General features: G+C 48.8%; 17 protein-coding genes. 9 read left to right on the forward strand and 8 right to left on the reverse strand.

What is annotated here, in order from left to right; translation table 11 throughout:
• Positions 1-812: 812 nt before the first annotated feature.
• Positions 813-1,925 (forward strand): DUF2855 family protein, encoded by a 1,113-nt coding sequence (locus ACLBLI_RS01485; protein ID WP_414829419.1) that lies wholly within the window; start codon positions 813-815, stop codon positions 1,923-1,925.
• 254 nt (positions 1,926-2,179) lie between these two features.
• On the opposite strand, the gene ACLBLI_RS01490 is transcribed toward ACLBLI_RS01485, so the two are convergent.
• Entirely contained in the window at positions 2,180-3,142 is a 963-nt protein-coding gene (locus ACLBLI_RS01490) for a LysR substrate-binding domain-containing protein (RefSeq protein ID WP_414829420.1), read from the reverse strand.
• A 513-nt stretch (positions 3,143-3,655) separates the two neighbouring features.
• Between ACLBLI_RS01490 and ACLBLI_RS01495 the strand changes: the two genes are divergently transcribed.
• Complete coding sequence (locus ACLBLI_RS01495; RefSeq protein WP_414829421.1) at positions 3,656-4,201, forward strand: DinB family protein; 546 nt, start codon at positions 3,656-3,658, stop codon at positions 4,199-4,201.
• Positions 4,202-4,365: 164 nt separating this feature from the next.
• On the opposite strand, the gene ACLBLI_RS01500 is transcribed toward ACLBLI_RS01495, so the two are convergent.
• From ACLBLI_RS01500 to ACLBLI_RS01515, 4 genes are all read right to left on the reverse strand, one after another.
• A complete protein-coding gene (locus tag ACLBLI_RS01500; RefSeq protein ID WP_414829422.1) occupies positions 4,366-5,271 on the reverse strand; it encodes a sugar kinase in 906 nt (301 codons plus the stop codon).
• A 38-nt stretch (positions 5,272-5,309) separates the two neighbouring features.
• Positions 5,310-6,773, reverse strand: coding sequence for a mannitol dehydrogenase family protein (locus ACLBLI_RS01505; protein WP_414829423.1), 1,464 nt, complete (start codon positions 6,771-6,773; stop codon positions 5,310-5,312).
• Positions 6,773-8,191 (reverse strand): glucuronate isomerase, encoded by a 1,419-nt coding sequence (gene uxaC, locus ACLBLI_RS01510; RefSeq protein WP_414829424.1) that lies wholly within the window; start codon positions 8,189-8,191, stop codon positions 6,773-6,775. Before uxaC ends, ACLBLI_RS01505 begins: the two co-directional genes overlap by 1 nt.
• Before the next feature lie 103 nt (positions 8,192-8,294).
• A complete protein-coding gene (locus ACLBLI_RS01515) occupies positions 8,295-9,311 on the reverse strand; it encodes a LacI family DNA-binding transcriptional regulator (protein ID WP_414829425.1) in 1,017 nt (338 codons plus the stop codon).
• A gap of 209 nt (positions 9,312-9,520) precedes the next feature.
• Here ACLBLI_RS01515 and galB point away from each other — a divergent pair, with 209 nt between their 5' ends.
• Complete coding sequence (gene galB, locus ACLBLI_RS01520; RefSeq protein WP_414829426.1) at positions 9,521-12,235, forward strand: beta-galactosidase GalB; 2,715 nt, start codon at positions 9,521-9,523, stop codon at positions 12,233-12,235.
• 105 nt (positions 12,236-12,340) lie between these two features.
• On the opposite strand, the gene ACLBLI_RS01525 is transcribed toward galB, so the two are convergent.
• Entirely contained in the window at positions 12,341-13,063 is a 723-nt protein-coding gene (locus ACLBLI_RS01525) for a GntR family transcriptional regulator (protein WP_414829427.1), read from the reverse strand.
• 424 nt (positions 13,064-13,487) lie between these two features.
• Between ACLBLI_RS01525 and ACLBLI_RS01530 the strand changes: the two genes are divergently transcribed.
• The 6 genes from ACLBLI_RS01530 to manD all read left to right on the forward strand — a co-directional run bounded on the left by ACLBLI_RS01530 (position 13,488) and on the right by manD (position 22,628).
• Positions 13,488-16,400: a TonB-dependent receptor gene (locus ACLBLI_RS01530; protein ID WP_414829428.1), complete on the forward strand. Its 2,913-nt coding sequence runs from the start codon at positions 13,488-13,490 to the stop codon at positions 16,398-16,400.
• 63 nt (positions 16,401-16,463) lie between these two features.
• On the forward strand, positions 16,464-18,623 hold the full coding sequence (locus ACLBLI_RS01535) for an alpha-glucuronidase family glycosyl hydrolase (protein WP_414829429.1): 2,160 nt from the start codon (positions 16,464-16,466) through the stop codon (positions 18,621-18,623).
• A 12-nt stretch (positions 18,624-18,635) separates the two neighbouring features.
• The gene (locus ACLBLI_RS01540; RefSeq protein ID WP_414829430.1) at positions 18,636-19,673 is read left to right on the forward strand and encodes a C4-dicarboxylate TRAP transporter substrate-binding protein; all 1,038 of its coding nucleotides are present in this window, start codon (positions 18,636-18,638) and stop codon (positions 19,671-19,673) included.
• A complete protein-coding gene (locus ACLBLI_RS01545) occupies positions 19,666-20,127 on the forward strand; it encodes a TRAP transporter small permease (RefSeq protein WP_414829431.1) in 462 nt (153 codons plus the stop codon). Before ACLBLI_RS01540 ends, ACLBLI_RS01545 begins: the two co-directional genes overlap by 8 nt.
• Positions 20,124-21,401, forward strand: a complete 1,278-nt coding sequence (locus ACLBLI_RS01550) for a TRAP transporter large permease (RefSeq protein WP_414829432.1) — start codon at positions 20,124-20,126, stop codon at positions 21,399-21,401. Before ACLBLI_RS01545 ends, ACLBLI_RS01550 begins: the two co-directional genes overlap by 4 nt.
• Positions 21,402-21,419: 18 nt before the next feature.
• Positions 21,420-22,628, forward strand: a complete 1,209-nt coding sequence (gene manD, locus ACLBLI_RS01555; protein WP_414829433.1) for a D-mannonate dehydratase ManD — start codon at positions 21,420-21,422, stop codon at positions 22,626-22,628.
• A gap of 420 nt (positions 22,629-23,048) precedes the next feature.
• Here manD and ACLBLI_RS01560 read toward each other — a convergent pair whose 3' ends face one another.
• Both ACLBLI_RS01560 and ACLBLI_RS01565 read right to left on the reverse strand, forming a co-directional pair.
• Positions 23,049-25,610 carry a glycoside hydrolase family 3 protein gene (locus ACLBLI_RS01560; RefSeq protein ID WP_414829434.1) on the reverse strand — a complete coding sequence of 854 codons (2,562 nt, stop codon included), beginning with the start codon at positions 25,608-25,610 and terminating at the stop codon, positions 23,049-23,051.
• A complete protein-coding gene (locus tag ACLBLI_RS01565) occupies positions 25,607-26,857 on the reverse strand; it encodes a sugar MFS transporter (RefSeq protein ID WP_414829435.1) in 1,251 nt (416 codons plus the stop codon). Before ACLBLI_RS01565 ends, ACLBLI_RS01560 begins: the two co-directional genes overlap by 4 nt.
• Positions 26,858-26,969: the final 112 nt, after the last annotated feature.

The following is a 26,969-nucleotide window of genomic DNA, read 5'->3' on the forward strand; positions in this document are numbered from 1 at the left end:
TGTGACGAAAACGGGAAGTAAACTGTAATTAAAAACGTTTAAATTTTATTAAACTTATATTTTTCAGCTAGATACGCTCTCTCGGTATAGACTTATTCGCATCTTCCCCAGAGCTGGCATTTCTGTAGATTCTGTTGGGGGGGCATTCACCCCCCGTTTACCTTTACTTAAAACTAGGCAGAACCCTACTTTTCGATTTCCACATTCAAGATTTTAAACCCAACGTATCGGCCATTTTTAACAGTACCGATGAGTTTTCAGTGATTCCACATTCAGAAGGAAAGCGATTGAATACTGGCGAGCTCGCGGATAATCGGTGATGCTTCAAGATGTCCTTATCTGGTCTAGTGATGTTTAACTCTCATCAATTGGTGTTTAGCAGAAAATTCAAGAGTATTGCAGCTCCTTTCCATAGAATGGACTTTCATTGAGTATTGAAACCCACGTTCCTGTCCTATTCGACAGGCATCCATCGACACTCCAGCGTTCCCACAAGACTATTTTTTTATTAATTAGAATAGGTGACGACTCTGCATTCAAGTAACGCGGTGATGAAGACCTGTTGATATCGATAATCCACCAAATACCCGGCGTTATCCGATATAGCACTGCTGCTTAGTAAACGCGGAAAGAATGTTCGAATTCTGTCCCGCCGTTCTGCGTCATGAAGAGCAAGCCATCTCAAAATTATTGCGCCTCATCATTAGTACCTATTGGTGAAGATTTGCTCAGGCGTGTTAATTTCGAATCACTTCGCATACCAGCACTATTAACCTTACTGCATGTTTTTTCTGATATTTTGAGAGTAGATTATGTCGACAATTACCAATACACGTCTTCTTTCCAGTAAAAGTAACGTTGGAAATACCCGTGTTCACCACGTAGAGCAGAGTTTAACGCTGGAGCCTGGAGAGGCTCTGTTAGCCATTGACACCTTCGCGCTTACCACCAACAACATTACCTATGCCGCCTTTGGTGAATCAATGCGCTATTGGGATTTTTTTCCTACGCAACTAGAGGGCTGGGGGCAGATGCCGGTATGGGGTTATGCCACTGTTTATAGTACGAATGCTGAAGGCATTGCCGTAGGCGATCGATTTTACGGCTATTACCCTATTTCGAAATTCTTAAAGATAAAAGCCGGACGGGTGAATACGCAGGGCTTTAAAGAGGTTTCCGAGCACAGAAAGGAATTACCGTTTACCTACAACACCTATATACGTGTTGCTCAGACACCCACTCTGACTCCTGATTTAGAAGACGCTGAGATGTTAATGCGCCCGCTGTTCTATACGTCATATATGCTGGCCGACTTCTTACATGATAATAATTACTTCGGCGCTAAAAAAATATTGTTTTCCAGCGCGTCCAGCAAAACCGCCTACGGAACAGTTTACTGCGGTCGCCAGCTTGGCGATCACTCACACTTTGTGGGTATTACTTCGGCAAGCAATCAGGCTTTTGTCGAAAGCACAGGTCTGTACGACTCCACCGTGACATACGAGGAACTCAGCACGCTATCTACGGACGAGCCTTATGTTTACGTCGATTTCTCGGGCAGCAGCAGTCTTCGCTTGAGTATTCATCAACACCTTGGAGAACAACTTAAATATGACTGTTACGCTGGCTCAGCGACCAATACAGAATACCTGTCGAACGAGCATAAATATAATCCTGAACCTGTGCCTTACTTCGCTCCGGATCAAATTCGTAAACGTATTCAGGACTGGGGTATGGATGAATTAAATCGACGTTACGAAGCAACTCAGGCTGAATTTTTGGCTGCACTTGTCGATCCTCAAACCGGTTGGATGAAACTTAGCCCTGGTTATGGATTTGGTGATGCGGCGAGGATAACTCGCACGCTTTATATGACTGGCGATCAGCCCCATCTGGGCAGAGTCATTCGTTTCGATATGTTTTAATAGACGGCGAGTGCAGACAAAATAAGACAATCACCCTAAAGTGCCTATGTGTGTGGAGTGACTGTCCAATCCGGAAGTACAATTAGTAATTGTTTAACCGGTGTCGGTGCACGCCGCTTTCAGACGTTCAAAGCTCGCTGGCATCCACGTACCGGTAATGCACTGAGAAAATGGATTAATCCGGTCATTTGAGCTGTGGTTCTAAATTGCGAACCAGCCAGAGCCATCAGGATTAGAATGACCCGTATTTCAAGTCACAGGGCCTCAGTATCCCCTAGTCTAGCTCTCCACTCATCCAAAGAGGTAACTGGCGTTTTAAATGGCATTTCGGCTTTTATCCAGTCGCAAAATAGCTTTATGCGGTTCTCTTTGGGAGAAAACTTTGAGTAAACCAAGTGGGACTTCCAGCGAAGTGGATGGGGGAGATCGATAGGTACAATCAGTTCACCAGATCGTACATAACGCGCAACCATTATATCTGAGGCCAGCATAACTCCCTGGCCCGCTAATGCCGCGCTTAATGCAAGATCACTGGATGTATACGCTGTTTTCTTAAGACTTATCGCTGTTAAATCAACGTCAGCATGCTCAAACCAGCTTTCCCAGTTCACTTTATCTTCGTAAGTGAGTCCAAATAGCCGTGCACCAATAAAGTCTTCCGGTGTATTCAGAGCGCATTTCTCCATAAAAGAAGGTGAACACACGGGAAATACAGAATTTTCCGCAATGCGCTCAATTACTAAAGAAGGATGTTGTAGCTGGCTTGTTGACGTACTAAAACGAATCGCAAGGTCTACATGACCCTCATTGAAATCAACAATTCGATTGGAGCTTAATACATTTATATTTATGTCAGGATGAATACTGGCAAAAGAATGTAAGTTGGGAACCAGCCACAATGCACAAAAGGCTTGTGTAGAACTCACTGTTAAGTCGCCCTCCAGGGGGGCTTCCTGAATTTGATTCAGCCCGTTAATGACCTCATTAAATCCGCTTTGACAAGCGAAAAACAAAGTTTTACCACGCTCTGTCAGTACCATCTTACGAGCTTTACGGGTAAATAAAGTCACCCCAAGATTACTCTCCAGTTGCCGCATCTGCTGGCTGACAGCTGCCTGTGAAATAAACAGCTCCTCTGCGGCTCTGCTGTAGCTCTGATGTCGTGCAGCAACTTCAAAGCAAAGTAAATTATTAAGCCAACGCAGTCGTTTGTCCATAGTCTGCCAACTATAAGAATAAGTTATGTAACAAGTTAGGTTTGATCGTTGGAGAAGTAAAGTGAATGACGAAATAATGGCGTTGTTTTTCACCAATGGGAAAGAAGAGAATGAGAGTTGAAGATAAAGTTGGATTGGGTATACCTGTGTTTAAAACGAATCGAGCTGATGTTGTTCATAAAACCCGCCGTGCGAAACTTAAACGATATATCTATGAGGTGGGGAATAAGCTGAACTTATCACAAATGTCATTTTATAAATGATGAGTGTAGGTGTTAACTTGTGTACATCTGCGCGCTTTTTTGACACAGCAAGCATTGGGTTGGTGTTATAAGTTTGTATTACCCGTATGGCCTGAAATCATGTTTGATAAGCGCTTGGTAAGTAATCACCTTCCTGAGACGGTTCATCCCTTTTAAAGTGGGAGAGCCGAAGATCTACGCCAGGCGCTTACAAATTGCTTTCAATAATAGCGCTGGTGAAAAATTCAGCCGAAACCTCTGAGAAATTGGAATGACTCTGAAAACGAATTTCCTACTGATGGCCGATTACAATGAATGGATGAATAATTCTATTTATGATGCTGCATCTCAATTGAGCCACAGAGATCTAAAAAAAGATACGGGGGCGTTTTTCGGCTCTGTTTTGGGAACGCTTAATCATATTTTAGTGGCGGATATGATTTGGCTTAAGCGCATCGCTGCGCACCCTAACCGGCTTTCTTCTTTACAGGATATAGCAACAAGACCAGTTCCCCAAAAGCTAAACACTGTTATGTACCAAGATATAGAAACTTTAAAAAGAGAAAGGGATCTGTTAGATATCGTTATTAAACAACTTGTCGGAGAGCTTTCAGATGAGACTTTGGAGAGCTCCTTGGCTTACGTAAATACCGCCGGAACTGTATATCAAAAATGTCTGGGCCATATCATGCTGCATTTCTTTAATCACCAAACTCATCATCGAGGCCAGGTAACAACCTTATTATCTCAATTGGGTGTAGACGTTGGCGTAACAGACTTGTTAGCGATAATTCCTGATGTAAAGCTGGAGCGATAATAAATCAAGTGGCATAGATGCCTATTTTTAGCACTTCGGAAAGGATATCCGCAATGTGTGCATCTGAGCCGGGCGACACTATTTTTTGAGATGACGTAATCGGCACAGCCCGCTACTGATTATTTTGTGTTGGATGGTAATTACCGGATAGCTAACAATAGCGTTTACATTGCCGGCAACGTCTCTTCCGGTGGGGTAATTGCGCCAGGGTATCCAATAACAAACGCTGCTAGTTTTGCGCCGTACTTCGCCGCTTCAACTGCACTCATCTTTTTAGCGCGGGCCGCAAGGTAACCAGCGTTAAACGCATCGCCTGCCGCGGTGGTATCTACTACGGTACGAGCCGGCTTAACCGGCACCGACCAGTTGCCGTCCGGTGTACTGACAACGAGTCCTGAAGCGCCATTTTTTATAATTTTCTCATCAATTGAAAACTGAGACAGGTGCGCAACGATATCGCTCACAGCGTGATGCGCATAAAGCTGGGCGTGATCATCCACGCCGGAGAGCGCGATATCGGCCATTCCGTAGAGGCGATCTGCCCATTCCCTGGCCTCAGTGCTATTTTTCCAAAGTGCCGGGCGATAGTTGAGATCAAAAGCAATTTTGGATCCCCTGCGGCGTAAGTCGTCGAGCTTACCTATCAGCGCATGGCGCTGCGAATCACCCAGTATAGCCACAGAAATTCCGCTTAAATAAAATAGATCGGTATCTGGCAGTGGTGACGTACACAGATTCATGGTTTGGGTAGCAGCCGATTCACTACGCCAGTATGTAAAGGTGCGTTCACCAGTCTCGTCGGTATGCACCATGTACAGCCCCAGATGCCGACTCTCCGAGCGTTTTACCCAATCAATACCAAGGTTTTCCTGCTGCATGAAGTCGTAAAGTTCGATGCTCTGTGCATCATTGCCAATTGCAGTAAGGTAGTCGACCTGCAAATCCGGCGCACAGCGCTTCAGATAAATGGCCGTGTTGAAGGTGTCTCCGGCAAAATTTTTAACAAGGTGTCTTGCCGACTGGGTTACCAGTTCTATCATGCATTCGCCGAATATTACAATATGGTTCATGGCACAGATTCCGGGTTTGATTTAAACGTGAGCAGAGCTTACTGACACAATGCGGTCAATTGCTGTGAAACGTTCTTGCTGTCAATCGACGCAACGATTGCCATCTGCTTATGAACGGTCTCGCGAAACGTGGGATGTTGCGACAGCTCACCGAAAATACGCTCATCATCCAACAGTGCGTCTGTAATCGTTGTCAGGTGTCCTTTGTGCGTCTTTACCAATTCATGCAGCGTCTTGGCCATCGGGTCGATAATTTTAGTATCAGACTGACTGGCCCGAACGACAAACAGGATCCAGGCTGCCACGGTGGCTGATAACAAGGCAATGCTGCGGTTTGCGGCCAGATTATCCTTCACAGTTTGCAGAATCCGGGGAGGCAGCTTTTGCGAGCCATCCCAGGCTATCTGAGACAATAAATGATGAATGTGCTGGTTGTTAAAGCGCTTCAGAATGTCGGCGGCGTACTGCTGTGGGTTCAGCGCCTCGCTGGCAGTAATGGTTGGTAAGACCTCATCGTGAAGCAGTTTACTGAGAAACGTGTACATCGCTTCGTGAGATACCGCTTCATAAACGGTCTTTAAATGACAAAGCGATCCGAGATAAGCCAGTGCGGTGTGGCTACCGTTTAAAATACGAAGTTTGGCTTTCTCAAAAACCTGAACATCATTGGTAATGATAGCGCCCGACGCTTCCCAGTCGGGACGTGGACCGCTGAACTTATCTTCGATCACCCACTGGGTAAATGCCTCTCGCTGCACAGGCCAAGCATCTTCCAGCCCTGTGACTTGTTCTGCTGCCTTTTGCAAGGCGTCATCGGAGGCCGGTGTGATACTGTCGACCATGGTATTCGGGAAGCAAATGGTATCCGCTATCCACTGACTGAGTGCCTTATCTGACTGTTCAGCGAGCAAGGTCACAGCGCCGCGCAGCGTGTCGCCGTTATCTGGCAAATTATCACAACTGATAACAGTGATGTCTCCGGTATTTGTGTGCTTGCGCTGCTTCAGTGCCACAGTTAAGAGGCCTATTGCGGAAATCGGGTTATCGGGATGAGCCAAATCGTGACGAATGTCCGGATGCTCGAGGTTCAAACTGCCGTCATTATTCAGGCAATAGCCTTTCTCGGTAATGGTCAGCGATATAATATGGGTCTGAGGCGATGTCATTCTGGCCATTACCTGAGCGCGATCTTGCTCAAGAACCAGCACTTCCTTTAATGCACTTACAATGACTGTTTGCGGCTTATCGTCCAGGATCATCAATGTGTACAGATTATTTTGCTGCTGTAGCGCATCCTTGAGTTGACCACTTCGCAGCGAAACTGCGCTGATCCCCCAGCACCCGTCTTTATCCGCCTGTTGTGTGTACATAGCCTGATGCGCGCGATGAAACGCACCGGGACCAAGGTGGACGATCCCGACTTGCACTGACGCTGGCGCGACGTCGGCAGTGATGACGTTATCAGGTAAGTGGCTTAGCGTACGATAAGACAGTCTGGACATTATGCCTCCAGCTTATACGCTTGTTTGGCCAACCGATATGTTAGCCGTCGGGCTAAATCAAAGGCCTCATTTTCACTAAGTCGGTGTTCGACAACCAGCTGAGCTAGAAACCGGCAGTCAATGCGTCGCGCAACATCGTGTCGGGCCGGAATCGAAAGAAAGGCGCGGGTATCGTCGTTAAACCCAACAGTGTTAAAAAATCCCGCCGTTTCAGTCACCTGATGGCGAAAACGCAACATGCCTTCAGGACTGTCGTGAAACCACCATGCCGGACCCAGCCTCAGACAGGAATAATGACCAGCCAGCGGAGCCAGTTCTCTTGAGTAAGTGGTTTCATCCAGGGTGAATAAAATAATAGTCAGACTCTGTTCATTCCCGTACTTATTCAGCAAGGGCTTCAGGCCATCGACAAAGTTCACTGCTACCGGAATATCGTGTCCTTTGTCATTGCCAAATTGTCTGTGAAGCGGCTGGTTGTGACTGCGGTGCGAGCCTGGATGAATTTGCATCACCATGCCATCTTCCACGCTCATCCCCGCCATCTCCGTTAGCATCTGAGCGCGAAATAGTTCTTCGTCTGCTTTGCTGGCTTGCCGGACAAGTACTCTCCCAAACAGGGCTTCGCATTCGCCCGGCGACAAATCGGCGGTCGCTGCGGTTGGATGTCCGTGGTCAGTGGCTGTCGCACCGTGTGCCCTGAATACCTCACGACGCTGTCTCAACGCATTGAGATACCCTGTCCACGAGCTGGTGTCTTCACCAGTAAGCGCACCTAACTTTTCAATGTTTTCCACAAAGTCATCGCGGGATGCATCTACTACGTCATCAGGGCGGAAAGTCGTAATCACCCGCTTTTCCCAGCCAGAGCCCTGTAATTTTTTATGGTGTGTTAATGGATCAAGGGCACCTTCGGTGGTGGCAATCAGTTCGATATTAAACTTGTCCATCAGTGCTCGGGGTTTGAACTTCGAGGTGGCAAGCTCTGCGGTAATATGGTCGTAGTATGCCATCGCGTTTTCGCTGCAAAGCATTTCCTGCATGCCGAAAACATCATGAAACACAGTGTCCAGCCAGAGTCTGGAAGGAGTGGCAGCGAACAGATAATAATGGTCTGCAAATAGTTGCCACGCCTTGCGGGGATCCTGCTCTACAGGTTTTCCGTCCACCCTCGCAATCCCAAGCGAGTCCAGTCCTACGCCCTGACTGTACAGCATTCTGAAAACATAGTGATCAGGCGTAATGAAAAGCTCGGTGGCATTGGTAAAGTTTTCGTCATTCGCGAACCAGCGAGGATCGGTATGGCCGTGCGGACTGATAATGGGCATGTCTCTGACAGACTGATAAAGCGCTCTTGCCACGTCACGGGTGTACTTATCGACCGGGAAAAGTCTGTCTTCGTGCAATAAAATCGGTTCCATAACGTCCTCGCATTGCTGGTTGAGTTAGGCAAAAAGCGTAACATATTCATTAATGCCACCGGTGGCATAATAGGGGCTGAGAAAACTCCGATCAAGAAAAATCTTAGTGTTTGCCGGTGGATTCACGCACGATTAAGGAGGCTTTTACAGGTTGAGTCGATGTATTGTCAGCAGTGTTACCTTCTATCCGGGCCAGCAATTTTCGGGCAGCCATCGCTGCCATTTCTGCCACCGGGCGGCGCACTGTCGTTAAAGACGGAATGATTCTGGCGGCCATCAGGTTATCATCAAAGCCGATAACCCGAAGCGAGTCTGGGACTGCGATACCCATATCATAGGCTGCCCGGATTACCCCGATCGCCATTTCATCATTGTTGGCGAAAATGGTGCCCGGCCTTGGCGTAAGCTGTAGCAACTCTCTAGCACACGTTATGCCGCTTTCGTACGTATTGTTCCCTTCGATAATTCGCGTTAGTGGGAGCGTAATGTCATGTCTTTCCAGTGCCTGACAAAAACCTTCAAGACGCTCAGCTGTAGATGAAAAACCTTGTGGACCACAGATGACAGCGAAGTCATGATGTCCTTCAGAGACCAGATAATCTGCGACTTCACGCATAGCGGCGCGATCATCAGAAATCACCATCTTCTCTGGATCATCCAGTGCTACCGAAGCCATTCGAACATAGTCAACGTGCTGTTGCCTGAGCGCACTTGCCAGCGCTGAGGATTCCGACACAGGGGGCAGCACAATAACCCCGTCAACATTTGAACGTTTAGTAAACTCCATGCAGTTCTCAACGAATCCGGCATCGCGATAATCACATGGGTGGACAATTAGTTCATAACCACGGTCAGTAATAACCTGCAAAACACCATCCTGCACCTGATCAATATAAAACGTACCCGGATTATCATAAATAATGCCCAGTAAGTAGGAACGCCTTGACGCCAGCCCGCGGGCTTTCTTGTCCGGAGAAAAGCCTTCTTCACCAATGATCTGCTGAATTTTTTCACGCGTCTTCGCGTTGACGTTTGTTGCGCCGTTGATAACCCGTGAAACGGTGCGTTTAGAAACCCCCGCTTTTTCAGCAATATCGTTAATAGTAGGTCGTTTTGTCATTTCAGGCAGTTGTTGGATTCAGTCCCATTTTAAACGCAGAGTAGCGCGGTAGAGGTTGTCAGACAAAAAGTTTTTCCTTGTTAACGCAGCATCACTTGCTGGTTGTGATATTTGGTTTTCCTGTTATTAAAAATGCAGTTTGCTTTTACATTGTTCAGTTTTGCGACTAGCGTTAGCAGTCTTGTATACAAGTTGGGTGAGGTAGACGTATGAAAAGTATCATTTCCAAATTGCTATTGGTCAGTATTCTCATTACCAATGCGTTTGACACTCAGGCCCAACAACGGGAACGTATTTCACTGAATGAAGGCTGGAAATTTTTCAAATACGAGACAATGGCCGAAGCGGATAACCTGAAGTATGATTCACGGCCCTTGGTCGAAGGATTCAACGATAATAAGGCTGCTGACGCCAAACCCACAGACGCAGTAAGGCATAGCAGCAAGCAACGCGTACTGAAGCCATGGATTATGCCAACCGGCAACGCGTTTATTCGTCAGCCAGAACGTCGCTATTCCCGCCCAGAAGGAAGCCCCGGTCATGATTTTCCGTTCGTGCAGAAAAACTTTGATGATTCAGGATGGAAAACCGTTAATTTACCCCACGACTGGGCTATAAAAGGCCCGTTTTTCAGTGGTGAGAATCCTGAGGTTGGCGGTGGGATGGGAAGACTACCGTCCCATGGCGTGGCTTGGTATCGAAAAAGCTTTTCTCTCGATGAAAGCGATAGCCAAAAGCAAATTTATCTGGATATAGATGGCGCAATGTCTTATTCAATGGTGTGGCTTAATGGGCATCTGGTCGGTGGCTGGCCATATGGATACAGTTCCTACCGGCTGGATTTGACGCCATATATTAAGCGTAGTGGCACTAATCAGCTGGCCATTCGTCTGGATAATCCACCAAAGTCCTCCCGGTGGTATCCTGGTGCAGGGATCTATCGTAACGTTTGGCTGGTGAAAACAAATTCTGTGCATGTCAGTCATTGGGGCACGCAAATCCGAACCAGTAATGTCAGCGAAAAATCTGCTGATATCACATTGACGGTCTCGATAGACGATAAATTGGAAAGCTCGAACCAGCTGACGATAACCAATACTCTTTATAGACTGGATAATAAAGGCCGGATTGAGAGTGAACCGGTATCGTCCTTTCCTAAGGCAACTGCACAGTCAGACGACAATAAGTCGAATGTGTGGACTAGTCGCCTGACTTTAAAAAATCCAAAGTTGTGGGGGCCTCGTCCTACCCAGACTCCACACCGCTATGCAGTGATTACCAAAGTGTTCGAGCAGGGAGATTTGCTGGACCAGTATAAAACAGATTTTGGTATTCGGGATTTGAAATTTGACCCGGATAAGGGCGTGATTGTTAATAACGAACATATCCGGCTGCAGGGAGTAAATCAGCATCACGATTTGGGCGCACTGGGCGCGGCGTTTAATACCCGGGCAGCAGAGAGACAGCTTCAACTTTTACAGGAAATGGGGGTGAATGCCATCAGAATCGACCACAATCCGCCAGCACCTGAGTTACTCTCTTTGACAGACCGGATGGGAATTTTGGTGTTAAATGAATCGTTCGACAGTTGGTATAAAAAGAAAACCCCATTGGACTTTCATCTCATTTTCGAGGATTGGCATGAGCAGGATCTCCGAGCCCTCGTGCGACGTGATCGCAATCATCCTTCGGTTATCATGTGGTATATCGGTAACGAAGTTGGCGAGCAATATACAGGGCAGGAAGGCGCAGATATTGCGTTAAGGCTAAAGGAGATTGTTAAACAAGAAGATCCTGAACGCCCGGTCACCGCCTCGATGAACTGGGCGAAGGCAGATTTTCCTTTCAGTGCCGCAATGGATCTAATCAGTCTGAATTATCAAGGCGAAGGCATTCGTCAGCGGCCGGAATTTGAAGGAACGGAAAGGATCAGAACGCCTCCTTCCTATCCGGTGTTCAGAGAGGCGCATCCTGATAAAGTTATTTTATCCAGCGAAACCGCATCAGCATTTAGTTCACGGGGTATCTACCTGTTTCCGGTGACCTCAGAAAGTAGTGCGCCAGTGCGGGATGGCCTTGGCGGCGACTCATCTACACACCATGTCAGCGCTTATGAACTTCATGCTGTCGACTTTGGCTCTTCGGCAGATAAAGTCTTCAAGTATATGGACAAATATCCTTATGTGGCTGGTCAGTTTGTCTGGAATGGCTGGGATTACCTCGGAGAACCTACGCCTTACTATTCTTCACGCAGTTCATATTCAGGCATGATCGATCTGGCAGGATTTAAAAAAGATCGGTTCTATATTTACCAAAGTCAGTGGCGTCCTGAATTGCCAATGGTACATATTTTACCGCATTGGAATTGGAGTGGCAGGGAAGGCAAGACAACACCTGTACATATATTTACCTCAGGCGACGAAGTCGAATTGTTTATAAATGGCAAATCACAGGGGCGCGAGAAAAAGGAACAATACGAATACCGTCTGCGCTTTGATGATGTCGTTTATGAACCGGGCGAAGTGAAAGCGGTAGCCTATAAAGACGGCAAAGCATGGGCAAAACAAGTCATTGAGACAACCGGAAAAGCGGCCGGGCTAAAAATCATCTCGGACAGGGATGTCATTGATGCTGACGGCAAGGATCTGGCCTTCATCACTGTTGAAGTGACAGATAAGCAAGGCAGAACGGTTCCCCAGGCCACTAATGAAGTTACGTTTTCAGTGAACGGGAATGCCACCATTATCGCCACAGATAATGGCGACCCAACCAATTTCACGCCGTTTCCTTCTGTAACAAGAAAAGCCTTCAGCGGGAAGGTACTTGCGATTGTGAAAGCAAACAAAGGTGAGCCTGGGCACTTTACAGTAACGGCAACCAGTGCTGAAGGGTGGTCGGCAACTTCCAGCATTGACACACGTTAACGTATGACTCGAATCAGCTTGTCTGACGCTCATCTGATATGTTTATGAACAAAGTTTGCGGTTCGTTTAGCTTCGTAGTCTGAATGAGAAAACCCGCTCGCCCGGTTACTCGCTCTCTTCGAAAAATTCTGAGTGGCGAGACTTAACCGCGTGCAATACCTGCAGGATCAGATGAAGGTGACTACTCATGGCCTCGCGGGCTGCCGCTGGGTCGCGTGCTCTGAGTGCTTCAACAATCGCCGTATGCTGCTCGAGCACGCTGTCATATTGCCCCCCAAACTCCTTCAGACTGAGATTCCTGACCCTGTCCATGTGTGCTTTTTCGTATTGAATCAGGCTGGCAGCGCGTTTGTACTGAGAAAAATCGGCAAGCGTCTGGTGGAAATCATCATCAAGGCGCTGAAATTCCAACGCGTTTAACTCGCTTGCAGCCTCACGTTGTCTTTCGATAAGCGCTTCACAATCAGCAATCAGCGTATCGCTGGCATGCTCTGCACAATAGGCAACAACCGCAACTTCCAGTGCCTCTCGAATAAAGCGGGCCTCTACAATTTTGGAAATACTCAGTTTAGAAACAAATGTACCGCGCTGGGGCCGGACTTCAAGAAAACCTAATGACACCAGTTTCGCGATAGTTTCTCTTACCGGTGTGCGGCTGACGCCAAATTTCGCGGCAAGTTTGTTCTCAGACATGGTTGAGCCTGGCTCGATAGCCATATTTACGATTTCATCGTGTAAATATTCAAAAAGCTGGTCAGAGGTAGACTGGTGATAGGATAGCTGGATATCTGCAGCAGTCACTGTTGCGTTATTCTTTTTCACTTTCACTATTACACCGCTAAAACTGACATTATGTCACGGCCAGTAACAACCCGCATTTTCTTAATCATCTATTATCGCCTGATGTCTGGTTTCAGAATTAGTTTTGCACGTCAGCGCTTATACGTTAACCCATTCCCTTACATTAATGACTGCAGCGCCCACCTTGACTGCAACTAAAAATATAAAGAGGAGAAGCAAAATATCAACGCATTACGCGTTCATTTGTTATTCAAAAGTTACATCGCCTTTATGATTTTTATCAATTGTTAAAATTATGTGCATTTTCGCTGGTCGCGCAGAAATCGTCCCGTTATAGTGCCCTCGAAATTTAAGTTGTATACAAGTATTCATGTGTCGATTCGACCTTCTTTGAGCCGGTCATTTGTCGACACTTTCTATACCGTTCGATGCGATAGGCAAGGGGTTAAGTATGAACACACGGAAGACTTTTTCGCTAAGTAAACGTGGTCTGTTGATGTTGGCAGTAGTAACAGCTATGAACTCAGCAAACGCTCAGGAGCAGGAAGACGAGACGCAGCAGGCAGAGGAACCAGCACAGGAAACGGAAGTTATTGAAGTTCGTGGCTACCGTGGAAGCTTGTTTAACTCAACAGTGGCCAAGCGGGATTCCCAGGGGTTTGTTGATGAAGTATTCGCGGATGATATCGGCAAAATGCCGAGCCAGAATCTCGCCGAATCACTAAGCCGCATTCCCGGCGTTAAAATAAACCGGGAAGTGACCGGGGAAGGTCAGCAAATTTCTGTTAGGGGGCTGGGGCCGAGTTTCACCAAAATCGCACTGAACGGCAATTCTATTGCTATCGCCTCAGACGGCAGTCTGGGGTCGGGAAACCGAAACCGGGAAGTGGATCTTGATATTTTTCCCACAGAATTGTTCAGTAGCCTGACGGTTTCTAAAACTGCGAAAGCCCATCAGCTCGAAGGCGGAGTATCAGGCTTTGTAAATATGCGCACCGCGCGCCCGTTCGATGCAGGCAATCAAACCTTCAAATATTCGTTAGAAGGCGCGTATGGTGATCTTCGCGGCGATATCAGCCCTCGTTACTCGGCCATTTATAAAAACACCTTCAACGATAAATTTGGTGTACTTGTGGGCGTAGCCGGCGCGAATACCAAATCTCGCGTTGATGGCTATGAGGCCGTTGCGCTGTTCACTGACGGGTGTGTTGCGCAGTGGAATAACCCTGAACATACGGCGTCAGGCTGTGTTGATGGCAGTCAGGGGCTCAATCACTTTTTCTGGAGTCCGGAAGCGACGGCAGACTACGCTGCAGCTAACCCCGGTGTAAATGTCGGAGACCCGATTGATCCGGTAGCAACATCGGGGCTGGATGCAGATACGCTCGACAAGGCATTACTCCCTTATCTCGGCCGTCCAATGTTTACTTATGGCAGCCGCGATCGCGTATCTGGCATCATCTCGTTGCAGTATCGTCCAAATGACAGCATTGATGCTGTGCTGGATACTATGTACGCGAAGGCATCTAAGGACTTTGTGAGAACAGAAGCCATGTGGTGGGGCCGACGAAACTATCTGCACCAGGGCGCGGCAATTATTCCGGAAAATGTCACCGTCGATAATAACGGCTACGTGACAGACGGCACGTTTTATAACTCACATATCTGGGTAGGGTCTCATGATTACCAGGAGGATCTGGATTTTTACAGCATCATGCCAAGTGTGTCCTGGATAGCTTCAGACATGCTGACTGTGGATGTGTCGGCCAGCTTAACCAAATCAGAGTTTGATCGTGACGAGCCTTATGTACTGTATATGTCGCCGGGCGGCACTATGCAGTTTACTAATGGCGATGTGCCAAGTTTCAATTTCAGTGAAAACCCGGCAGATCCCACCATTGGCTGGACGTGGCAGCAGGAATATGACCAAAACAAAGACGGTGTAATAAGCGAAGATGAAAAATTCGGCGATATGTTCCGCATTCAGCGGAATCATCGTGAAACCGAGACGAAAGGCTTCCACCTTGATTTCGCCTACGGCGAAGCGCCAAATTACAACGGCTTCAAGTTCGGTATCGCCTGGGATGAAAATACTTCCAACATGGATGCTTTTGGCGGCACCGCCGAGTTTACAGAAAATAATGTGATGAACTCTGCGGCCTATGGTAATTTCGCCGACTACCTTATGCCCTCTTTGGTCAATGATTTAGGTACTGGCATCAGCGGATACAGTGGCTATACCGGTATTGCACAGGTTGACTGGAACCGCATCAAGGACGCGACAAATTACGATAGCTTCGAAGCCATCCCTTCACAAGGCGATCAGTTTGGTGCCACGGTGGGTGATATAAACGAAGAAGTTCTGGGCATTTACATAGAAGCGAATGCAGAAACTGAGATAGCAGGGCGGCTTCTGCGAGTGAATACCGGTGTGCGCTGGGTAGATACGGAACAAAGCGTAGCAACGTCGGAAAGCAGCACCAGCACAAGCTATAGCAAGCTATTACCTTCACTGAGCCTGGTGTATGACGCCATGGAAGATGTGAAAATCCGTGCCAGTGCTTCGCGCAGCCTGACACGTGCAAACCCGTCTGACCTTTTCCCCAATGCTTCTTGGGGTGGTTCAGGTATTGAAACCGTGAGAGCGGGTAATCCTTACCTGTCCCCCTTCGAAGCGACCAATTTCGATATTGGCGGCGAGTGGTATTTTTCTGAGCTTGGCTACATTGGCCTGACCTTCTTTGAGAAAGAAGTAACAGGTTTTACCCGCTCAGACAGTATCACGGTGGCCTTTGAAGACTTAGGCCGGTATGGCATTGATATTAATGATATTGGTGCAGACCGTCAGCAGGCATTACTTGAATGTGGCGGACCCTCGCAGTGTACCACTACGGTGAATACCCGGAACAATATTGATGGCGCGACAACACTAAGTGGATTTGAAGCCGTCTGGGTACAACCACTGGATATCGTGGTTGAAGGACTTGGCTTTAACATCAGTGCGACTACTATTCGCCAGGATGCCAGTGACGATGACGCCATCATAACCGGTATTTCTGATTTGAGTTACAACGGCACGCTCTTTTACGAGAACGAAACCTTCCAGACACGGTTAACTGTTAACCACCAAGATGGGGCTGCCAGCTATTATACCCAGGGCAAGGAAGTCTTTTCTTTCGACCGTACGCAAATTGATCTGTCAGCCAGCTATAACCTGCCGGTGGACATGGACATGACGTTAACGCTGGATGCGTATAACCTGACCAACGAACCTGTAGGTAACTGGCACGAACACACGGGGATCGCGTTTAACGCATTCTACCCGGGAGCCACTTACACTGTAGGGCTGAGAGGCGCATTTTAATTACTATTCTCAATGTACAGCTCTGTAACTGGGTTGCAGAGCTGTCTGAGTAAGAGGGTAACAATGAAAACTATCCTGATTCTGGGGTTACTGTTGTTCACGGCAGGTAGTGTTGCGTCTTCAATTATAGAAGGCGAAGACGGCTACCGGTTGTGGCTGAAATACGATCTCGTCAGCAACAAAAAGCTGCAGCAAGCCTACACCCGACAAGTTGCAGATTTTTACGTCAGTGGCGAGTCTGGCACGATGCAAATTATCCGCGACGAGCTTAATTACGCACTACGTGGATTACTGTCACAGGCTAAACAAGTGGCCGAATCCGAAGCCTCGCTGGTTGTTGTCAGCGGAAGTAAAGCGGCAACCATCGCCAGGTCCCACAACCTAGATTTGGATGCCGTGGGCAACGAGGGGTATCTGGTACAACAACTCGTATCGGGTGATACCTCACAAATCGTGGTTCTGGCAAATTCCGATGTCGGTGCACTTTATGGTACCTACCGATTGCTGCGTCAGATACAAACGCATCAGTCACTGGATGAGATTGCGATATCGTCAAAGCCAGATATTGATTTGCGCGTTTTGAATCACTGGGACAACCTCGACCGTCATGTCGAGCGTGGCTATGCAGGTGAATCAATCTGGGACTGGCACAAACTTCCCGAGTACCGCTATCAGCGTTACATTGATTATGCGCGGGCAAATGCGTCGATTGGTATCAACGGCACGGTGTTAAACAACGTCAACGCGGATCCGCTGATCCTGACTCCACATTATCTTGAGAAAGTAAAAGCACTGGCAGATTTGTTCCGTCCGTATGGCATCAAAGTATTTCTGTCGGTCAAATTCAGTTCACCGCAACTCATTGGAGGGCTGGCTACCTCTGACCCGCTAAATGAAGAGGTAAAACAGTGGTGGAATGCCAAAGCGGCGGAAATCTATCAGGAAATTCCTGACTTCGGTGGCTTTTTAGTGAAAGCTAATTCGGAAGGTCAGCCTGGCCCAGGAGACTTTGGTCGAACTCACGCACAGGGCGCTAACATGTTGGCGCAAGCGTTAAAACCTCATGGCGGTACCGTGATGTGGCGTGCTTTTGTGTATGCCAATGAGAAAAATGAAGAACGCTCGAAACAGGCGTACTCCGAATTCAAACCGCTGGACGGCCAATTTGAAGAGAATGTCCTGGTGCAGGTGAAGAACGGACCGATTGACTTTCAGCCTCGCGAACCCTTCAGCCCGTTGTTTGGTGCCATGCCCAAAACGCCTTTAATGATGGAGTTTCAGGTGACAATGGAGTACCTGGGATTCAGTACGCATTTTGTTTATCTGGGGCCAATGTACGAGGAAGTATTGAAAGCTGACACCTTTGCAAGAGGGGAGGGGTCGACTGTCGCCAAAGTGGTGGATGGCAGCCTTTTCGATAACAGGATTTCGGGCATGGCCGGTGTTGCCAATATCGGCACAGATCGGAACTGGACAGGGCATATCATTTTACAGTCAAACTGGTATGTGCTGGGCAGAATGGCGTGGGATCCCCAGGTATCTGCCGAAACTGTGGCTAACGACTGGGTGCGTATGACACTTAGTAACGAGACGAAGGTAGTGTTGACTGTCTCAGATATGATGATGAGAAGTCATGAGATTACGGTTAATACCATGACCCCGCTGGGTCTGCATCACATTATGGGGGCTGGGCACCACTTTGGACCGGCGCCGTGGGTTGATTTTTTAGGGCGTGCTGACTGGAATTCTGTCTATTATCACCGCGCGGATAAACAGGGTATTGGTTTTGACCGCTCACCATCGGGTGTTAATGCGGTGGAACAATACTTTTCTCCTTTGAGAGAACAGTTAGCCGACCCTGCGACAACGCCTGAAAAATACCTGCTCTGGTTTCACCATCTACCCTGGGACTATGAGATAGCATCATCAGGTCGCACACTGTGGAGCGAGCTGGTGCATCGCTACTATCAGGGGGCAGATGACGTTAAGACGCTTGAACAGCAATGGGACGCGTTGGAAGGGCACATCGATCCACTGCAGTTTCATCAGGTTCAGATGGCGATGGATATTCACGTTAAAGAGGCCTTGTGGTGGCGCAACGCCTGCGTGCTGTATTTCCAGCAATTCTCCGGTATGCCTATCCCTGACGGACTGCCGAAACCTGAAAAATCGTTAGCGGAATACCAAAAAATGTCGTTTCCTCATGCCCCTGGCCAGGGATAACGTATTTGACCTATGCCCGAATTTCGTCTTAACGCCATATCACTCAGAGTATGTTCAAAAGCAGGTTTGCGACGACTTGCTCTGAGTGTCATTGCCCTTTTACCGCTGCAATCATTGCCAGCGGCGGCTGAGTCAACGTTAAATGTTATTACCTCACTTAGTACGAATGATCCCATGTATGAGGGGTTAGTCAGGTTTAAAAGTGACGTAGAGAGCAAGTCGGACGGGGATATCCGTATCCGCATCTTTGTAGGCTCCCAACTCGGGAACGACAGTGACATGCTTGAGCAGGCGATGTTGGGGGCAAATGTTGCCGTGCTTGCCGATGGCGGAAGACTGGCGGTTTACCAGAACGAACTTGGGATCCTTGGAGCTCCCTACTTGGTTCAAAGCTATGAACAAATAGACCAGCTGACACGCACTGAATTGTTTGCCTGCTGGGCAGATGAACTGGCAACGCGGCATGGCCTGCACATTTTCTCGTTCAACTGGTGGCAGGGAGCGCGTCATTTGTTGACGCAAACCCCGGTCGCTACCCCCTCTGATTTGCAGGGCACAAGGATGCGTACCATTGGTGCACCGGTTTGGATCCAAACTATCGATGCGATGGGTGCCACGCCAACCCCTCTGGCCTGGGCGGAGGTCTATAGCGGGTTACAGCAGCAGGTAATTGACGCCGCAGAGGCGCAATATACTGGCATGTGGGGCGCACGATTGTATGAAGTCATTTCGCATGTCACCAAAACCGGTCATATCCAACTTATCTCTGGCCTGGTGGGAAGTGAGCGCTGGTTTCAGTCACTTACCCCGCAGCAGCAACAGATGGTGACAAAGGCCGCGATGGAAGCAGGTCGCTTCGCGTCTCAAAAAGTGCGCGCCGCAGAGGCGGATATTGAGAAGGCGCTTAAAGCACGCGGGGTAGTGATTAGTGAACCCGACACCGAACCGTTTCGCAAAGCCACTGAAGTGGTGTATGAAAATCTGGGTTACTCCGCGCTGTTCCAGGATATTCAGGCACTATTGAAGGAGGCCGGCGATGCACATGATTAATCGTGTCGAACGGTGGATCTGTGTGTTACTGCTGGTCGCCATCGTATTTCTGGTTTTTAGCGCTGCGATTATGCGCTCTGTTGGCTATCCGATCATCTGGTCTGTCGATGTCGCCCAGTTGCTTTTTGCCTGGCTGGCAATGCTGGCTGCGAACCAGACCTTTCACCACGGTCAGCATGCCTGCGTGGATATAATCACCCGACGCCTGACGCCGGTGTATCGGGAAGTTCTGTTCACAGTGTTAGATGTCGTGATGATCGCCGTTCTTTGTGTTTTATTCTGGTTTGGCATCGAACTGTTTCTGGCAAACCCACAGCGCACGCTGGGTAGCACCGAAATTGGTTATCAATGGGTAACGCTATCTGTACCGGTAGGTGCCGGCTTGATGATCATCACGCTATGTGCACGCCTTATTGGGCGGTATCACCGTGAACCTGCGGAGACAGGGTTATGACAATGCTGCTCCTTTTTCTCTTTTTGCTTGCTATCGGTTTGCCGCTGGCATTTTGTCTGCTAATTGCAGGGCTAAGCTACTTTCTTGTCGCAGACAGCCTGCCGATGGCTGTTGCAGTGCAGCGATTAGTCGCAAGTAGTCAAAGCTTCCCGTTATTGGCGGTGCCCTTTTTTATTCTGGCAGGCCACATCATGAACCATTCAGGGATCACGCAGCGGTTAATTGCTTTTTCAAATCTGCTGGTGGCCTGGATAGCGGGTGGTCTGGCACACGTAACAATTATCCTGAGTGCGCTAATGGGGGGCGTATCGGGATCCGCCATCGCGGATGCAGCTATGCAGGCACGTATTCTTGGAACCCCGATGCAGGACTCTGGACTGGGAAAAGGGTTCAGTGCCGCCATCATTACAATCAGTGCGCTTATCACTGCATGTATTCCGCCCAGTATCGGCCTGATACTTTACGGCTTTGTTGGCAATGTATCGATTGGAAAGCTGTTTATTGCCGGAATCGTTCCCGGCATTCTGCTGACGCTGACACTTATGCTAACCGTTTTTTTTCAGGTGAAAAAACATTATCCCGGACAATCTGAAGATGAAAAGCGGCCAAACCTGAAGCAGGTCCTGGTGTCTATGAATGACTGTAAGTGGGCGCTGTTGTTTCCGGTTATTCTAATTGTCACAATTCGGTTTGGAATATTTACCCCGTCTGAGGCCGGCGCGTTCGCAGTGGTATATGCCGCCATAATTGGGTTCTGGTGTTACAGGGAATTAACCCTATCCAGCTTATTCAATTCTTTAAAAAGCAGCATTGATGATATCGGCATGATCATGCTGATTATTTTAAGTGCCGGTGTGGTTGGCTACGTTGTGGCCTATCAGCAATTACCGGTGTCACTGGCGCAGGCAGTCAGCGATTTAACCAGCCAGCCGCTTTTGGTATTGATGCTTTGCCTGCTGCTTTTACTCTTTATCGGTATGCTGATGGAAGGCACCGTTATCGTGTTGTTACTCACGCCAATTCTGGTACCTGTTGTCCAGTCTGTTGGCATCGACCCGGTGCATTTTGGTGTGCTTATGATGATTGTTGTGACATTTGGCGGTACCACACCGCCGGTAGGCATCGCGATGTATTCTGTGTGCAATATTATGCGCTGTCCCACTGATGAGTATGTGACAGCCGCCTGGCCATTTTATGCAGCCGTACTCGGGCTTATTGGTGTAATGGCAGTATTTCCATCTGTTGTACTCTTTTTACCTGAACTGATTTACTGATTAACGGGGAAATCCATCATGAAAATTATCGATGCAAAAGTGATTGTGTGCTCTCCGGGGCGGAACTTCGTAACGCTTAAAATTGTGACAGACGAAGGTGTTTACGGTATCGGTGACGCAACACTTAACGGTCGTGAAAAGGCGGTTGTCAGTTACCTTGAAGATTACATCGCACCTGCACTTATCGGCAAAGATCCTCAACGCATAGAAGATATCTGGCAATTTTTCTATCGTGGGGCCTACTGGCGACGGGGACCCATTGGGATGACCGCGCTTGCAGCGGTGGATGTCGCACTCTGGGATATCAAGGGAAAAATTGCCGGCTTGCCACTTTATCAGTTGCTTGGAGGTCGCAGTCGCGACCGTATTATGAGTTACACCCATGCCAACGGTAAGTGCATAGACTCCACCCTTGATGCAGTGGGAGAAGCCATGGATGCAGGGTATCAGGCTGTGCGTATTCAGTCCGGGATCCCTGGCGTTGCCAGTACCTACGGTGTACCGAAAGACGGCAGTAAATACGAGCCAGCCGACTCAGCGCTGCCTTCTGAAAGTGTCTGGTCTACTGAGCGATATCTCAATTTTATCCCAGAGTTATTTGATGCCGTACGCAGCCAGTATGGATTTGAGGTTCATCTGCTTCACGATGTTCATCACCGTCTTACGCCTATTGAAGCAGCCCGGTTGGGGAAAGATCTGGAGCCGTATCGATTGTTCTGGCTGGAAGATTGTGTGCCCGCAGAGAACCAGGAGAGTTTCAGACTGATACGTGAGCATACCACCACGCCGCTGGCGGTGGGTGAAGTGTTTAACTCCATTCATGATTGTCGGGAGCTCATCCAGAATCAGTACATTGACTATATACGTTCAACCATCGCGCATGCCGGTGGTATTACCCAGGTTCGTCGTATCGCGGATTTTGCCAGCTTATATAACGTTCGCACGGGGTTTCATGGTGCCACGGATTTGTCACCGGTTTGTATGGGCGCGGCTTTGCATTTTGACTATTGGGTGCCAAATTTCGGTATTCAGGAGCATATGCCACACTCTGAACTAATGGAGTCGGTATTTACCTTCGATTACCAATTTGAAAAAGGCTTCTTTACTCCGGGAGAAAAGCCAGGGCATGGTGTTAATATTGATGAAAAGCTGGCTGCGAAATATCCCTACAAACGCGCGGCGTTGCCGGTGAACAGGTTAGAGGACGGTACGCTGTGGAACTGGTAAACCACGGCCTGATAGGCATGCTGTTTCGCGAGTACCGGTACTGGATTAATCCCTCTGACTTTTAACAGCATTTACGCAAATATTGAGCTTCTAATAACAGCAGTAACGTAACCACGCCGCTTTAGCTTTTTGCATGGTGAAGACAGAAACTTTTAAACTGTCAACATACTACATACCCCCTACGAACACGGCACGTAGGTTACGGCCATATACCCATCTACTGCCAAAAAGAAAGCACTGGGTGGTCTCAGACTGAGAGGAAGAAGTGTTTTTATAACCCTATCATGGCTGTCGTTCCCAATTCGCGCAGACACGGCCCGTCTAATATCTTTATTTAAAATTGAAAAAAGCCACCCGAAGGTGGCTCTCTACGTTTTGCTTCCGGGTTGGGGAGGAAGCGTTCAACGTTGGGGTGGCGTATTACTCTTTGCAGTTTGGCGCGTCGTCCACCGCCACTTCAAAGCGGATGTTCGACACAATAACGTGCGCACCTTTTGCGCCGCTCAGAGCTACTGGCGAGAAGACTTCAGCAAACTGCGCGCCCTGCTCGGTGAAGCATCGCGTAGGCACCGTTACCGTTTGCCATTCTGTCGTGTTATTCAGATAGTTCGCCAGAGGCAGTGTCACGTCACAGTTTTCTGAACAGCCAGAGGCAATGGCGAGGGAGTCGGCATTCGCCTCAACCTTGATATCCATGACCAGCGCGGAAGTGTCAGCCGTGAAGTCCCGAAGATCTTCCGGGAAGGGGGCAAAGAAGCCAATAACGGCATCGCCCGTCCAGCGCATATCCAGCGAGTCTTCCTGCACGTTGCGATCGGTGGTGCGAACTGATGCAGCAGAGGAGGTGATAATGTTGCTCTGCATTACCGTATCGCCGTCGCTGTCTTTTATCATCAGCTGCCAGGGTTTTTGTGTACTGCGAACGTAGATATCGTGTGAAGACGGACCGGCATTGCCCAGCTCACCGCGAACCGTGCTTAGCGGATACTGCGTAGTGTCCTCTTCACCATATTCCAGGCCATAGCCATATGCGAATAAGGGCGTTTGTCCATCACCGCGGTTAACCGTCGCCTGTGAAGGCAGCGCCGGCCATGAGAAAGACAGGTTTCCACTCATGGGGTACTTCACTTCACCGTTTTCGCTGGTGAACAGGACATCTGCTACGCCCTGACCTTCTGAACCCGGAAGCCAGGCAACCACAAAGGCGTCTGAGGCGTTCAGTTCAGGGTTAACCCACAGTGGGCGGCCTGTGATAAATACTGAAACAACCGGGATCCCTTTTGCCTTCAATGATTCTAACAGTGCCAGATCGGTTTTATCACCGCGCTGATACTCTACATTAGACAGATCGCCGTTGCCTTCAGCATAAGGATTTTCACCAAACACCACGATAGCAACATCAGGCTTTTCCTCAAAGCTGCCATCTTCAGACAGCACTGCGGTGCCACCAGCTTGTGAAACCGCAGACTCGATTCCCTGATAAATTGACGTTGCGCCGGGGAAGTCGCTGTTCTCGTTCCCAGTACCCTGCCAGGTAATGGTCCAGCCGCCAGACTGTTTACCAATGTTGTGCGCAGCATCGCCGGCAACCAGCACATTCATATCCGGTTTAAGCGGTAGCAGTCCACCTTGGTTTTTCAGCATTACCAGCGATTTGCGAACCGCTTCACGGGCAACTGTACGGTGTTCTTCTGCGCCAATCAGTTCGGCTTTAGCCGATAATGAACGTTTGGCCGGTGAGGGCAGGTCGAACAGGCCTACACGTACCTTTACGCGAAGCACACGGCGTACCGCATCATCCAGGCGTGACATGGGTATTTCACCACTTTTCACCTGCGCGATCGTGTTCTCGTACAGCGGCTTCCAGGCACCGGTAGGTACCATGTACACATCAAGACCGGCGTTCATTGCCTGAGGGCAGCTTTCGTTACTACAGCCTTTGATTTGACCGTGACCATTCCAGTCACCTACCACAAAGCCGTCAAAGCCCATTTTCTCTTTTAGTACGTTGGTTAGCAGATATTTATTGCCGTGGATTTTATCGCCATGCCAGCTGTTAAACGATGCCATCACGGATTGTGCCCCAGCCTCAAGCCCTTCTACATAGCCTTGAGCATGAATACGAAAAAGGGTTTCTTCATCGGCAAGGTTATCGCCCTGATCGTCGCCGCCTTCAGTACCGCCGTCGCCCACAAAGTGCTTAACCGTTGAGATAACGTGCTCGTCATCAATATTGCCGTCGCGAATATCGCCCTGAAGGCCAGAGACTATCGCGCGTGCATACTTACCTACAATTTCAGGATCTTCAGAGTAGCTTTCGTAGGTGCGTCCCCAACGATCATCACGGGCTGCGGCCACGGTGGGAGCAAAAATCCAGTCGATACCGGTGGCGCGCACTTCTTTGGCGGTTACTGTGGCGATACGGCTGATAAGCTCAGGGTCGTTCATCGCGCCAAGCCCAATATTGTGTGGGAACAACGTTGCGCCAATTACATTATTGTGGCCGTGAACCGCGTCGGTACCCCACATGGTAGGGATGCTGATCCCATCAACAGAATCGTCGACGGAAGCCTGATACATCGCTTCTGCCACCGCCACCCAGTCTTCCATAGACGCGTGTTTGTCATTATTTGGAAACGCACCGCCTCCGTTCAGGTATGAGCCAAAGCCATACTTACGCATATCTTCAACAGTCACATCACGGATTTCAGGCTGGATGATCTGCGCCACTTTTTGCTCCAGCGTCATGCTGTCGAGTAGTTCAGACACCGTGGTTTCCACTTCCTCACTATTTTCGGTAGTGAACGAAATTTCAGGCCAGTAGTCAGGCACTTGCGAATCTGGAGCAGGTGGCAAGCTGCGGGAAGACAAGTCTGCATCAACGTTTGCTGATGGGGTTTCCTTGGCCTCCTCGTTTTGACAGGCTGCCACAAGCAGCGTTGCAGCAACTACCGCGACAGAGTGTTTCCATTTGAAATTCATGCGTTTTTCTCCTGAGATTCGACAGGCTTAGACCCGATAAGGCCATAAAATGCGATATATAGGTAGCACAGCATGGGAAGCAGGAAGGATATCTGCAGGCCCATTGTGTCGGCCACCACACCTTGTAGCAGAGGGATAATGGCACCGCCAACAATAGCCAGGCACAGCATGCCAGAACCATTTGCCGTTTGCTTGCCCAGCCCTTTCAGAGCCAGACTGAAAATAGTGGGGAACATAATAGAGTTACACAGACCTACTGCCAGAATTGACCACATGGCCAGAGCTCCAGAGCTTGAAACAGACAGAATAATCAGTGCACAGGACAACGCGCTGTTAAACGCCAGCAACTTGCCCGGGCTAACTTTCTGCATCAGCACCGCACCGATGAAACGGCCGACCATGGCACCGCCCCAGTAGTAAGCGATGTAGTTAGCGGCCTGCCCTTCGGTCATGCCCATCACGTTTTCAGAAACGAAATAGTTAACCAGAAAACTCCCTATTGAGACCTCTGCGCCCACGTAGACAAAAATCCCAATAACACCTAGTGCGAGGTGACGGTGTTTCAGTACGGTTTGGTCGGCTTCAGTAGGTAGGTCAACGTCATCTTTGGATGGCTTGGGCAATGAGACTTTAATCATTACGATAGCCATGACCACTAAAATACCCGCCATTGAAAGGTAAGGCGCGATAACAGAGCTGGCTTCAACAGGAGCGCTTGATTCACCGTGTGCTGCGGAAAACAACAGGTAGCCACCGATAATTGGCGCAACTGTTGTTCCCAGTGAATTAAAAGCCTGCGTCATGGTTAAGCGACTGGATGCCGTCTCTGGATCGCCCATAACGGTTACCAGCGGATTGGCTGCAACTTGCAGGATGGTGACCCCAGATGCCAACACAAACAGAGCTGTCAGGAACATCCAGTACTGCTCCATGTAAGCGGACGGTATGAACATCACACACCCAACCGCAGCGGTTATCAGCCCGATGCCAATACCTTTCTGATACCCAACTTTACTGACCAGCCGTCCACCGGGAATCGATACCAGAAAATAGGCGCCAAAAAAACAGGACTGCACCAGCATGGCTTTGGTAAAGCTAAGTTCGAATAATGATTTCAGGTGCGGGATTAACACATCGTTCATGGCGGTAATGAAACCCCACATGAAAAACAGTGATGTGAGAGTGCCCAGAACAAAGTGCGATGTTTTGGGGCTGTCGGGGGCAACAGCCTGAGCAGTTTGGTTCATAGTTGCGTTCTGCCTAATGGTTGTGGCGTATCGTGATACAGCAGGCAGTAAGGCATGCCCTCTGACCAGCGTGAAGTGAATTGCACACAATATTGTTAATAACTTGTTGGCT

This window comes from Alteromonas sp. H39, assembly GCF_047556435.1.
Lineage (GTDB): Bacteria > Pseudomonadota > Gammaproteobacteria > Enterobacterales > Alteromonadaceae > Alteromonas.